Genomic DNA, 13828 nt, shown 5'->3' with positions numbered 1-13828 from the left:
CCCTTTACTATCCCAAATTCTTGGGCGTGGGTAAAACTTGGGGATATTTGTGAGATTTTTACAGGTGCGACACCTAAAACAAGCAATGCCGAAAACTTTGGTGATTTTATCCCTTTTCTTAATCCGGGCGACATTGATAACAATGGAAATGTTATTTATAGTAATCGTGGATTAACTGAAAAGGGCTTAAAAGAAGCTAGAAAAATAGAGGCTAATTCTATATTAGTTGTATGTATCGGCGGTTTAATCGGTAAAGCTTGTTTGGTTGATAGGGAATGCACTTGTAATCAACAAATAAATGTAGCAAAACCACTTTTTGCTGAAGCGACACTGCTATATTACTTCATAAATAGCACCTATTTTCAATCAACAATTAAGGCAAATTCAACGGGAACGGCAACACCGATTATTAACAAAAATTTATTTGAGCAAATTCTTATCCCCCTACCGCCACTACAAGAGCAAGAATATATCGTGCAAACTTTAGACACCCTTTTCACACTCAAAAAGGGCTTAAGGATAGAGTAGATTCTAGCTTTCCGTTGTGATTTAGGCTTGAAACACATTTAAAATACTGCATAAATATAAGCTATCCTACAACCACTTCGCATTCCCTGTAAAGCTTACAGATAGCCAAATCTTATAGCTTGGAATCTCAAGGGATTTTTCAATCCTATCACGCACAGAATCAAACTCCACCACAGAGCTAATCTTGCAATTTTTATCTATTAAGATATTGACTTCCACCATATAGAATCGCCCCGATTTTGCCACATGCGTATCATAATCGCTAAAGCCAAAATCTTTACTCAAAGATTCCATAATCTGCGTAATTTTAGAATCAATCTCACTTGGGGCGACCATAATCAAATCTTTAAAATTCGCAATGGCTATGCGGATAGGCGAGACACACAGCATTAAGGATAGCACCGCTAAAAGCAAGGGATCAACATACATCGCTAAAGCACTCTTAGGATTAAGCATAAAATAAATCACACCAAAAGCCCCAAGCGCTCCCAAATACAGCACGCAGTCAATCTTCCACTCCGTATTATCCACTTTAATCAAATCAGATTCTAAAAGTCGCGTATAAAAAAGCGTATAAACAAACAAAATCGCACAAAACACAAACGCACACAGACTATACGCCACCGCCCCACCAAGCTCGACTGCATAGCCGCCGTGAATGATACTCTGCAAAGCGTTTATAAAAGCATACACGCACACAAAGACTAGCACAAGGGATTTAAAAAGATTTACCATAGGCTCAAAGCGGACATAGCCGTATTGAAAAATATCATCATCTTCTTTATAAATGTAGCGAGAAGTAATCACGCTTAAAGCCCCAAGCCCCACGCTAATTAACGCTACAAAGCCATCAAAAATCACCGCCATAGATTTGACAAAGATTCCAAAGCTAATGCCAAAAATCGCCAAAATCAACGCACTATACATTGAGACTTTAAGGACAAACTGCTCTTTTTGTGCGGCTTTTTTAGAATCTGTCTTAAGGGCGTGCTTTAAGGCTAGAATCTGTGCTTTATGCTTGTCTTGCTTCTGTGTTGTGGAATGTTTAGATTCTGTGTGATTAGAATCCGTAGGGGTAGATTGAGTGGTTTTTGTAGCGGTGGATTCTATGTGATTAGAATCATTTATAAAGCTAGAATCTACGCTAGATTCTATGGAATTTATAGGGTTAGGTTGTGCTGTGTTAGATTCTAAAGGTTGCTTAGAATCCTGTTTAGTTTTCCGCACACTTGTGCCATAAGAGCGGCGGTTGTGTGATGTATCTTGCTGTGTAGTCATTTGTAGCCTTTTAGATTCTGTATTTATGTAGTTTTAGCTGACTTGAGATTATAGCTAAATATGAGATTTAATATTTTATAATTTTTGCAACCCATTAGATTTTATGCTATATCACACAATGTAAAGTAAAACACAAACGCTTAAACCAGCTTATATTACCCACTCTACCCAAACACCTTTTCTATCAGCATGTTAAACCTATCACCCCTTTCCTTATATGATGAATACTGATCCAAACTAGCACATGCAGGGGATAGCATAACAATGGGCTTATTTGTATCATTACAGCATGTTTCTATATCTTTTATAGAATCTAGCAAGTAGTCTTCACGCAACTTAGAATAGATAGATTCCATAGCTTTATCTAAGCTTAAACACTCTTTTACCCATATATTTTTTGCCTTGCATTCACTTGCGATTTTCCCCCCATCTTTTCCTATGCTAAAGACTTTTACCCCATTTTCTTGCAAAAATGGATATAGCATATCCATCTCTGCCCCCTTAGAATCTCCCCCTAAAATAAGATAGATTCTATACTGCGTATAGGTATGCAATGCAGAAAAGACTGCATGTGGATTTGTCGCTTTAGAATCATTTATAAAAAGTAAGCCATGCTTCACATGCTCTTCCATGCGATATGCACCGATTTTATACTCTAAAATATTATTTATTTTAAAGTCGATATTGCCAAAACGCATACCACTAGCAGCCACGAGAAAATCGAGTCTAAAAGGCTCTTTAAAGCATTCAAAATACTTCTTTTCACATTGTAGATAAGAGTAAAGCATATTAGAATCTGTATAAAGCATAACATTTGCTTTTGTGTTATTTATAATATCTTTTGCTACTTCATATTGCATGAGTTCTTGCGGGATAAGAGCGTAATGCTTTTTTGGGTCTTTTGCGTCATTGATGTATTTAAGCGGTTTTAACTTATCGGCAATATAGGATTCAAATCCGCCATGCCAACTTATATGATCCTGACTTAAAGGTAATAAAATATAGATATTAGGCAAGGCGTAATGTGTGTAATGCAGAGTAAATGAGCTTGTCTCAAGCACCCATACAGCGTTAGAATCTTGCTTTGATACCACATCATAGACTTGATTTTGCATTCTATCACATTGTGTTACATCAATCTGTGTGTCGTTAAAATCTTGCATAAAAAGTGTCGCAAGGGGTGTGCCGATATTCCCACCACTCTTTGCATGTAACATACATGAGAGCATTTCTGTTGTCGTTGTCTTGCCGTTTGTCCCACTTATCCAAATGCTATATATCCCTTTTTTTATATGAAAAATAAAGTCATATTCACTCATAATATTCTTAAAATAGCTAAGAAAAGCAGAATCTGGGGCTATACCCGGACTAATAATTGCTAAATTTGCATCACCATTTGGATTATTTGTGCGAAGTGTCGCTACCTTTTTAAATGACTGGTAACTATTCCCTATGGAATCTATCTCATCATTTTCATACCTATCATCATAAATATGACAGATTATATTGTGCTTATTTAAAAGTGTAACTAATGCTTTATTAGTGATACCATAACCTAGAATGTTAATATACATACCCTACCCTTAATGCGTTAAGTTTTTGCAATTATAGCAAATCTAAGCGTTGCCTAATACATAAAATACTCTTGCAATTTTCACAAAAGCATTATAGAATCTAATCGTTAAATAAGGAAAGACATGCAAGAGATTCTAAAAGCCTATATACTAGCAATAAAAGATATAAAAGAAAGTGATAAAGAGCACACTTATCGCCCACATTTATACAATTTTCTAACTGCAATTAATGGGGGGGGGGGGGTAAATCTAGCTCCCTAGATTCTAAAAATCCTAAAAACAATATCTACATAATCCACGAGCCAAATAACGACAAGGAAGGCAGAGGTGCGCCAGACTTTTTAATCACAAAAGATTCTCTAACGCTTGGCTATATTGAAAACAAACGCATAAATGCCCCTTTAGATGAAATCGCACAAAGCGAACAGATTAAAAAATACTTCCGCCTAAGCCCAAATACCATTTTGACAGACTATCTTAGATTTTGCTTTTTACACCAAGATGAAAAGGGCAAAATCACTATAAAGCAAGAGTGTAGAATCTGTGAATATTCACAACTCCAAGTCCTAGCTAAAAATCCCAAACTTCACGATTTAGATTCCAAAGCAAAAGAGTTAGAACAGCTTTTTACACTCTTTTTCTCTCAAAATCCAAGCTCCATAAACACGGCAAAAGAGTTTGCAAACGCCCTAGCACAGCGGACTAGAATCTTAAAAGATGAGATGATAGAAAATAAAAATAATGCTTCTATTCAAGGGCTTTTTAACGCCTTTAAAATATCGCTTTATAAAGAATTAGAGTTTATCGCTTTTGCGGATAGCTTCGCGCAAACGCTTACTTATAGCCTTTTTCTAGCAAGGCTAAATAATGCTACAAATGAAAAAATTAATTTAGATAATGCCTACAACTTTATTCCTAAATCTTTCTCACTTATCCAAGCGATGAGTAAATTTTTACGGGAATTAAAGGAGTTAGATTCTATCAAATGGCTTTTAGAAGACATCATTGCTATCATTAACCATATAGAGATTATTGCCATTATACAAGACCTTAATAAAAGTATGGAAAAAGATTTATATGGCAACTACATACACAAAGACCCCTATTTGCATTTATATGAAGATTTTTTAGCAAACTATGATCCCACACTTAGAGAGTTAAGAGGCGTATATTACACCCCCGCCCCAGTAGTTAGATTTATCATAGATTCCATAGATTTAACCTTGCAAAAAGACTTTAATAAGAAAGGGCTAAAATCCGCCCTAAATGATAGCGATATTACCCTGCTAGATTTTGCCACAGGCACAGGGACATTTCTGCTAGAGGCTTTTAGAAAAGCCTTAGAGGCTAGCAATAAAAAGAGTGTGAAATACAATCCAAAAGCCTTAATACAAAGATTCTATGGATTTGAGTTTTTAATCGCACCTTATACCATAGCACATTTAAAAATTTCTCAAACTTTTAAAGAAGAATTTGAAGAAGAGTTAAATGAAAATGAAAGCCTAAATATCGCACTTACAAATACACTTTATGCTAATAGTAAAGAAGATGAAATAAATAAGCAAAGTAATTTGTTTATAGGTATAGTAGAACTTACTAAAGAGTTTGAAAAGGCACAAGCGTTAAAAGAGCAAGATATTTTAATCATTACAGGCAATCCCCCTTATAGCGGGGCTTCAAGCAATAAAGGCTTATATGAAGATGAAGTGCGTATCGCCTATGGGCTAGAGCCAAGATTAGCCAAGCTTACAAAAGAAGAAAAACAAAGCCTATTGTATTACTTTTCAAACAAAAGCAAAGACAATGCAAAAACCTTTAAAAGCATACTTGATAGACATAAACTCCAAAATGAAAAAAATCCAAAATGGCTTCTTGATGATTATGTGAAATTTATCCGCTTTGCTGAATCTAAAATTGAGAAGCAAGGGGGCGGAATCTTTGCTTTCATCTCTAACAATGCCTTTTTAGATAATCCCACCTTTCGCGGTATGCGCTATCACTTGCTAAGGACATTTGATAAAATCTATATCCTAGATTTGCACGGCAATACGCGTAAGAAAGAAACCACACCAAGTGGAGAAAAAGATGACAATGTTTTTGACATTATGCAAGGCGTTTCTATCAATATTTTTGTAAAAACAACACAAGATTCTAACAATCTAGCGACAATCTACCACTATGATCTCTATGGCAAACGCAAGGATAAATACGACTTCCTTGCTGAAAACACTTTAGATTCTATCCCTTGGCAGATTCTAACCCCGCAAAACCCTTTCTATCTCTTTATCCCACAAGATGAGTCTGTAAAAGCAGAGTATGACAAAGGCTGGAGTGTAAAGGATATTTTTAAGGTTTCTGGCGTGGGAATCACAACCGCACACGATAATTTTGTGATAGATTCTAGTAAGGAAAGATTATTGCAAAAATTTGAAAGTTTTAGAGATTCTGCACCAAACGCAGATGAATTGCATTTAAAATTTAGTGTTGCAAAAAAACAAGGTTGGGATATTTTACAAGGTTGGAAAAATCTGCAAAACCAAGATGATTTATCAAAATACATTCAAAAAATATCTTATCGCCCTTTTGATACTCGCTATATTTTTTATGAAAATAAGCTTGTATGGAGATGCGTAAAAGACATAATGCAGCATTTTTTACACGATTTTGACAATATGGGAATAAGTATCCCAAGACAATTAAAAGATACAGGTAAAGAATGGAATCATTGCGTAATGACAAATGCTATTACCGATCAAGCTTTAAGCTCTGGGGGTAATGGACCAAATACAATAATGCCCCTTTATGTCAAAGATTCTAAAACTTGTCATACTGAGCGTAGTGAAGTATCTATAAAATCCAAACACGCAAAAAAGCATAATAAAGATTTTTCGCCTACGGCTCAAAATGACAAGAGAGAGTCTCAAAATGAAAATGCAGAATCTCAAAATAACACCGCCGAATCTACAATGCAATGGGTAGAAAACTTCACGCAAGAATTTAGAGCATTTATAGATTCTAAGTATAAAGAGCATTTTAGCCCAGAGAGAATTTTAGGCTATATCTATGCAGTGCTATTCCATAAGGATTATAGAGAGAAGTATTTAGACTTTTTGAAAATTGACTTTCCTAAAATCCCCTTTGTAGAATCTAAAGAGAAATTTCTAGCCTTAAGTGATTTAGGCTTAGAGCTACTTAATACGCATTTAATGGCAGATATTACAGAGAGAGAGAGAGAGAACAGAAAATGATGAGAATGACTTGCAATATAGGGTTAGTAACTTGCAGACAAGTGGTAAGCAAGACATTCACACACGCATTTATAGCACATACGATAATGGAAATGTGCCATATATCCAACAAAACCAAAGAAGGCAACTATCTATTCCCACTTTATCTTTACAAGGAAGCTTGATGAAAAATATCGGTTTAGTCTGTGATAGGGGGAGTAAGTTATCCCAAATTGATAATATCTTCATCACAGATTCTATTATTGATTTACATTTAGTAGGCAGTGGGAGCTATGTATTCCCACTTTATTTGACACAAAGGATATAGAATGAGTGAGTTAGAATCTATCGGCGAGCCACTCTATAATGACAAAAATGATAAAAATCTCATTATAGAAAAGCCCAGCTACAACGCAGAATCTAAAAGGCTTTTTATAAATACTAGCCTATATTTTGACAAAGTAGAATCTCGTGTGTGGGCTTATAAAATCGGCGGCTACCAAGTCTTAGACAAATATCTTAAATCCCACAAAGGCGAAGAGATAGACTTCACACATTTTCAAAAGATAATCCAAACACTACACAAAAGCTTAGAGATGGAATCTAAAATTAGTGATATTTCATTAGATTGAAAATACCTTGTAAAAACTTTTACTTTACAATGAAAACATAAAAAGATTTTGTTTGACTCAATTTAAATATTTAGTCGCCGAATAAGCATAATGTTTGACTGCTCACTGCTTTTCAACTCAAAACTTTTAGATTTCATATAAAATAGCTTATTTAATAGACTATCAAACTTAGATAATCTTAAAAGAAGTGTATATAACTTTTAGCGTATTGTATTGCCCCTAACAAAACCGCCTTTACTAATCTTAATAATCTAAATGTAAATCAAAACACATTAAAACTTCTTACTATCCACATCTTCTAATATCTTATTTGCAATGGAATCTACTGCATTATAGATTTCTTGTGAATGATTCGCAATGCTTACATTTTGTTCTGTAATGCTTTCTAGCTGTGAGATTGTCTCATTCATATTACCTACATTTTGTGTTTGTTGTTTTATAGATTCTGCCATATCATTAATGCTTTGGACTAAGACATTTGTGTCTGCTTCAATCTCACCTAAAGACTTTTGTGTTCTCTCTGCTAGTTTTCTCACCTCATCTGCAACGACTGCAAATCCTCTACCATGCTCCCCTGCCCTAGCCGCTTCAATCGCTGCATTAAGTGCAAGCAAGTTTGTCTGATCAGCTATATCTCTAATAATTCCTATAATACTTTTAATGTCTTCGCTTTGCTTGATGACTTCATCTGTTTGACTTGAGACACTTTGCATAGATTCTGTGATAGTCTCTATCTGCTCTGCTGTATTTTGCAGAGATTTACTTTGTGTATGCGCACTTTCTGTGAGATTTTCAACTGCGTTTTCTAAATCTTTATTTTTCTCACTCAATTCATGCGCGTAATTTGCTGATACCTTTAGCATGTGTGCGATAGAATCACCTAGTCCATTTATCGCTACTCCAAAGCCCTTTGCATTCTCGATTCTATCGGTAAAATCATTATTTGCATAGGAAGTAAATACGCGTTGGCTTTTCTTCAAATCATCGCCTAGCAATTCTAACAAGGTAGAAGACATAGCATTGATCGCATCTTTTAATTCATTGATTTGTGGATTAAGACTATTGCATACTACAAGCTTGCCAAATCGCCCAACCTTTGCTTCTTCTACAACATTTAACACATCTTGCACGAGTATGGAATCTTGCTCTAAAGATTTATTTGTCTGCTGTATATTATCGCCAATAGTTTGAGTCATACGACCTAACTCATCTTTAGATTTTAAAGGGATAAAATCTATATGTGGAATCTCTCGGTTAAGATAGCGGAAAAAAGACACAACATTATGTTGTAAAACCTGTATCCCTTTCATCAAATTACTATAAAACATGATAATTGAAGGGCAGAATATAATTAAGAAAATGACGACTGAAAGCCACATATTTCTATATAGAATATCTTGCATACTGGTAAGCATGAGTTTTGATATTTTCCCTGTATGGTCTTGCAAGGTATCAATATATACACCAGTTGAAATCCATATATCATTTGTATTTGGTATCATCGCAGAATACGCAACCTTTTGTGCCTCGCCAAGCTTTCCATCTGGTAGTGGTTTAGAGAATACAAAATATACAAAATCGCCCTTGCCAACCTTTGCATTCTTATATAGCTCTTGCACATAATAGACTCCATTAGAATCTTTTGCATTTTCTAAAGAAATTCCGATTAAATCTTTTCTGTTTGGGTGTGCTACATTGATATGCCCTTTATATGCAAAATAATATCCAGACTTATCATTTTCAAAGTGAAAATCCTCAATAGCTTTTGCGATGATTTCAATTTGTGCTTTTTCATCTAAACCAGCGACTAACGCACCAAGACTTGATGCCATAGAATCTGTGCCTAACTTTATCTTTTCTTCTATCTCTTTTTGTATAACTTTATCAAGGTTATCTTGCATACTTTCAGCAATTTCTTCTTTTCCAAGTAGCATAAAACCAACAAAGATTGCAAAACTCATTAAAGAACCAAGTGCTAATGCCAAAAACTTATATTTCAATGACAGATTGCTATACATCATTATGTTACTTCCCACTTTTAAAATAAAATCGGGATTGTAACATATTTTACAGCATTTAGAATGATAATATATGAAAAATAACACTCTTATGACAATTTCTTACTTTGATATAATGGACGATGCAAAATAAGCAAGGCAAGGATACAAAGCATACCTACAAAGATGACTTCTCCAAATGAATTGAGTGCTTTTGTCTTGCTTATGATTAAGATTCCAAATGATACGCCCGTTGTTAAAACTGAAAAGAATATCGCATGGGCTGTGCGTAGATTCTGCCCCTCTTTTACAGAATAGATTCCATAATCTACACTCACAACTACAAGGATAAGCAAAGCAAAAAGGTGCATAATATTTAGCGTGCTATGTGCTGCTATCACACAAAGTGTGCAAGCAAGCGGAAATAATACAAACACAACAGAATCTAAAAATGCCTCTCTAGCCGTGATAAAAAGCATACAAATCATTAAACACAACGCAATGGCAAGGACTATAAGCATAGGCTTATAAATCGTATCTGTGATATTATCCATAATATGCTGTAAGCCTCGCATTTCAATGCTAGATTCTATATTCTTAGGTTGCTCTGCATTCTCAAGCTGTTTTGAAAAAGTTTTGATATAATCTAAATCACTATTATTTACGATAGCTAAATAATAGAATCTTTTTGCACTAGATTGTGTAGAATCTAGATTCTGTAAAAATTCGCCCTTGTCTATACAATTTGAACGATTGAACGAATTAGAAGGATAGTCATTATCGCCTAGATAACTCCTACCCTCTAATTCGTTCAAAGCCTCCAAAGCCATAGAGCAATCGCTAGAATTTGTAGTTTTGTTTGCGTGATTTGTTAGCGTAGATTCCAGAATCTTATCATGTTGAGATTCTATATTAGATACTTCGGCTAACGCCTCAATATGACGATCTGATGTAGAATCTCTATCTTCCACAACAATATTAAAGCCCATGTGAGAGAGATTCTCTAAGCTTAGTTGTGGTTTATCACCAAGCATATAACTCTCTTTAAACATAGCAAATAAATCATCTATAAAAGCCATTTTATCTTCTAAACTCATATCTTCATCTATGGAATCTTCATTTAATATTTGCAGTATTTTTGTGCGTAAATGCGGGAGTGATTGCAATAATGCGGCTTTATTTTTTGCTACAAGTTTAGATTCTATAAATTTAGCATTTAAATCCATTTGATTTTGTGTTGGCATGAGTGAAAGTGGGATAAAAGTCTTTGCATTGTTTGTATGTAAAAAGTCCTGCAAATCCCTAGCAAGAGCAATTAGGCTATCAAGACTACTGCTTGATAATAAAATCTGTGTCGTATTATTTTGTGCGTTTGTAAAAAATGTGCGTTCATTCTGCATACGCTTATTTTGATAATCAAGCTTTGAGAGATCAAAATCAAGTCGCAAAAACATAAACGCAAACACAAAAGCACACAAAGATAGCCCTAAAAATGTATAGCTAGAGACTTTTTGGAATCTAATCTGTGCGAGTTTGGGGAATAATCTAGGCTTACTAAAACCAATCTTTGGATACATAAACGCAAAGCTAATATAGCAAAGTGTAAGCGAAATAATCGCGTATAAAGAAAGTTGAGAAAGCAGGGGAAATGGTATAAACAAACACGCACTAAAGCCAATAATAGTGGTAATATAGCCATAAAATACAGGGCGATTAAATACCCTTTGAGCGCTTACATAGAGATTGAAGAAATTATGATGCATCATGTAATCAATAGCAATATTGCTAATCCCCATGCCAAAGCTTAATGCCATAATCGTTACCTTTGGATATACGCTTGATACCACTAAAATGGCGATAATATTTGCAGTAATAAGAGTGCAAATCGTATTTAATGTAAGTAGTGGAATGCGGATAATCACAAAATACAGCGTAATAAATGCAAGGGTTGCAAAACTTAGCAAGAAATTCACTTCATTAAGGATTAAGCCTAGATTTTCTACACTCATAAAATTTTGTGAAAAATACCGAATGTTTGGATACTCTGTTGCAATGCGTGCAAAGCCCTCCAAAGTCTCTTTCACACTCTCACTCTTTACATCTTTCATGGTTACAATCGCCATATAGCCATAATCTTTTGCTACAAAAATATAGGGCTTTGGTGTCTGTAATATTAAAAGTTGCAAAGGATCACTTGGGTGAAATATCGTATTATAAGATTGTGCGTTGTGTTTAGATTCTATGTTTTTGTCATATTGAGCCTTAGGCGAAAAATCTTTACTAGATTCTGTAGTTTTATCTTTTGCTATGTTTTTAGAATCTAGATTATTAGTCGTTTGTGTAGTTTGTTGTGCTTTTTGTGCGGAATCCTTGTCATATTGAGTGCGTAAGCACGAAATATCTTTATTAGATTCTATGCTAGATACTTCGGTTTGAGACTCAGCACGACAAGTTGTTGTGTTGGAATCTAGATTTTGTTTTTTATCATGTTGAGATAAAGTTGAAATATCTTTTTTAGAATCTTTATTAGAATCTACACTTTGTTTAGATTCTATATCTTTAGAATCTCTCATTTTTTCTATATCAATTAATCCACTATCAAGCACTTCTTCTTCAAGCATTTGAGATTGTAGTGATTGTAGTCCATTTAGCACACGCGATTCAATCTCTTCTTTTGTAAGCATCTTATCTAAAGGCTTGGGACTAGCAGTATAGAGATAATCTTGTGCGAGAAAATCTTCTAATGATTCTGAAGCACTTGTGCGAGTAATCACACTATCTATATTTGGCATATCTTTTATTTTCGACAAAAACTCATCTAAAGTATCCGTAGATTCTTGACTAAATCCTTTTATAGCTACAAGGATATGATTTGAGTTTGCAAACTTTTGATAAATGTCAATGATTTGCTTATCCTCTGTTTGTGGGAATAAATCAAGCACTTCTTGCGTGATTTTTATCTTATCATTGTAGAAAAATAATGAAAACAAAGCTACTGCAAATACTAAAGCAATAACATTTATAAAACGACGCATAAAAATCCTTAATAATTATTTTTTCAAATATAATGCAGTGTATTTGCCCTTATTTCTGTTGATCATCTGTTTTTAAATCCCGCATTATATCCTAAATTTTATGCTAAATTACATAACAATGACTTATATTTGCTATCATAACTCGCACATAAAAAGGAAAGTCATGCTACTAGAAGTTCGCAATATTAATCACATCTTTACATACAATACTTTTTTTAAAAAATACACAAAACAGATTCTAAATAATGTAAGTTTTAAAATGAAGCAAAGGGAAAACATTGCACTTATAGGACCTAGTGGTTGCGGCAAAAGCACATTAGCAAAGATTATTGCACAACTCCAAAAGCCACAAAGTGGGCAAATACTCTTTAATGGCAAGGTAGTAAATTTAGAGAATCTTCAGCAAAAAAAAGAGTTTTACAAACAAGCACAAATATTATTCCAAGACCCCTTAAGCTCTCTTAACCCACGATACAATGTCCTAGAGCATTTACAAGAACCACTCAACCACCTTTTAAATATTCAAAGTAAATCAGCACAACTACAAAAAATATATCCCATTTTAGAGCAATTAGACCTGCCAAATAGCATACTCTATCATTATCCAGCAATGCTTTCTGGCGGACAAGCACAACGGGTATGTATCGCACGAATGCTACTTATAAAGCCCTTGTTTGTTATCCTTGATGAGACTACTTCTGGGCTTGATTATGAACTACAAGAAGAGATATGGAATCTATTTTTAAATATGCAAAAAATATATAACACAACCTTTTTGTTTATCACGCACGACCTTATACTCGCAAGAAAATATTGTCAAAGAATTATACTCATGGAAGAGGGCAAGATTATCGAAGATCTAAATACAAACGATGAATTTAAGTCGAATTTAGGCAAAGAATTTGACGCATGTTTCCACGCGGTGTTGTAATACAAAACTACATGGTTTAGAGACTTTTATGTGAGATTGTATTATTAATGCGTATGGGCAAAAGATTGATCCACGGAAACACCCTGAAAAAACGAAAAATCTTTTTAAGTTCTGTATAAGATATTTCTCTTTGCCACCTACACATAAAGACTATTACACTAAATCTAAACTATTGTTTTATAAGTTTTTGCGAAGCATCCCTGTTTAAATATCGAAACAGGCATAAGTTTTAGATCTAGAGTAATACAAAAGGCATAAAAAGTTAAATACATATCCTTGAAGAGATTCTATAAACATAAAATCTCTTCAAGCTTTAAGCAATTCTTAGTTTGCTTTTTGTTATTGGATTAAAGTGGGTTAGAATCTAAAATTCACCCCCTAAATGAAAGCTAAAGGGGCTGTTTAAATCTACCATTTGATATTTTACCTGTTGTCCCGCAACCATCGGTGGAAAACCTTGCGTTGAGTATTTCTCTGGTATATCATAGATTAAATAGCGGATTCTAAATTCAAACTCAAGAAACGATAAAGCATAAGCTACCCCAGCATTAATGCTACCACCAAAGGCATTCATATTGCCAAGGTGTTGAGTATTAATAATATTATGAGCTAGTCCCGCCCCAGCA

General features: G+C 34.4%; 9 protein-coding genes and 2 pseudogenes. 6 read left to right on the top strand and 5 right to left on the bottom strand.

Features of this window, described 5'->3' with window-relative positions; translation table 11 throughout:
- Positions 1-528: restriction endonuclease subunit S (locus C6H08_RS06915; RefSeq protein WP_199773194.1), on the top strand; the 528-nt coding region annotated here is incomplete at its 5' end.
- 66 nt (positions 529-594) lie between these two features.
- Here the strand turns inward: C6H08_RS06915 and C6H08_RS06910 are convergent.
- Positions 595-1806 carry a cation diffusion facilitator family transporter gene (locus C6H08_RS06910; RefSeq protein ID WP_034563214.1) on the bottom strand — a complete coding sequence of 404 codons (1212 nt, stop codon included), beginning with the start codon at positions 1804-1806 and terminating at the stop codon, positions 595-597.
- 164 nt (positions 1807-1970) lie between these two features.
- Complete coding sequence (locus tag C6H08_RS06905; protein WP_034563211.1) at positions 1971-3380, bottom strand: Mur ligase family protein; 1410 nt, start codon at positions 3378-3380, stop codon at positions 1971-1973.
- A gap of 123 nt (positions 3381-3503) precedes the next feature.
- Between C6H08_RS06905 and C6H08_RS06900 the strand changes: the two are divergent.
- From C6H08_RS06900 to C6H08_RS06885, 4 genes and pseudogenes are all read left to right on the top strand, one after another.
- Positions 3504-6589, top strand: a pseudogene (locus C6H08_RS06900) (type ISP restriction/modification enzyme); the annotation flags it as partial.
- Positions 6590-6624: 35 nt separating this feature from the next.
- Positions 6625-6792: a hypothetical protein gene (locus C6H08_RS12565; protein WP_407717553.1), complete on the top strand. Its 168-nt coding sequence runs from the start codon at positions 6625-6627 to the stop codon at positions 6790-6792.
- The gene (locus tag C6H08_RS11985; protein WP_411698103.1) at positions 6723-6935 is read left to right on the top strand and encodes a DNA methyltransferase; all 213 of its coding nucleotides are present in this window, start codon (positions 6723-6725) and stop codon (positions 6933-6935) included. The genes C6H08_RS12565 and C6H08_RS11985 overlap by 70 nt, the downstream gene beginning before the upstream one ends.
- A 1-nt stretch (position 6936) precedes the next feature.
- Positions 6937-7239: a type ISP restriction/modification enzyme gene (locus tag C6H08_RS06885; RefSeq protein ID WP_034579680.1), complete on the top strand. Its 303-nt coding sequence runs from the start codon at positions 6937-6939 to the stop codon at positions 7237-7239.
- A gap of 272 nt (positions 7240-7511) precedes the next feature.
- Here the strand turns inward: C6H08_RS06885 and C6H08_RS06880 are convergent, their stop codons facing one another.
- Both C6H08_RS06880 and C6H08_RS06875 read right to left on the bottom strand, forming a co-directional pair.
- Entirely contained in the window at positions 7512-9260 is a 1749-nt protein-coding gene (locus tag C6H08_RS06880; RefSeq protein WP_080745663.1) for a methyl-accepting chemotaxis protein, read from the bottom strand.
- 86 nt (positions 9261-9346) lie between these two features.
- Positions 9347-12271: a hypothetical protein gene (locus tag C6H08_RS06875; protein ID WP_034579678.1), complete on the bottom strand. Its 2925-nt coding sequence runs from the start codon at positions 12269-12271 to the stop codon at positions 9347-9349.
- 163 nt (positions 12272-12434) lie between these two features.
- Here C6H08_RS06875 and C6H08_RS06870 point away from each other — a divergent pair, with 163 nt between their 5' ends.
- Complete coding sequence (locus C6H08_RS06870; RefSeq protein ID WP_034579676.1) at positions 12435-13202, top strand: ABC transporter ATP-binding protein; 768 nt, start codon at positions 12435-12437, stop codon at positions 13200-13202.
- A gap of 364 nt (positions 13203-13566) precedes the next feature.
- Here the strand turns inward: C6H08_RS06870 and C6H08_RS06865 are convergent.
- A pseudogene (locus tag C6H08_RS06865) lies at positions 13567-13828 on the bottom strand (outer membrane beta-barrel protein); the annotation flags it as partial.

Source organism: Helicobacter bilis (genome assembly GCF_900198365.1).
Taxonomy (GTDB): domain Bacteria; phylum Campylobacterota; class Campylobacteria; order Campylobacterales; family Helicobacteraceae; genus Helicobacter_A; species Helicobacter_A bilis_B.
Note: the sequence above shows the minus strand (reverse complement) of the source record. Positions and strands in the feature narration are given on the sequence as shown.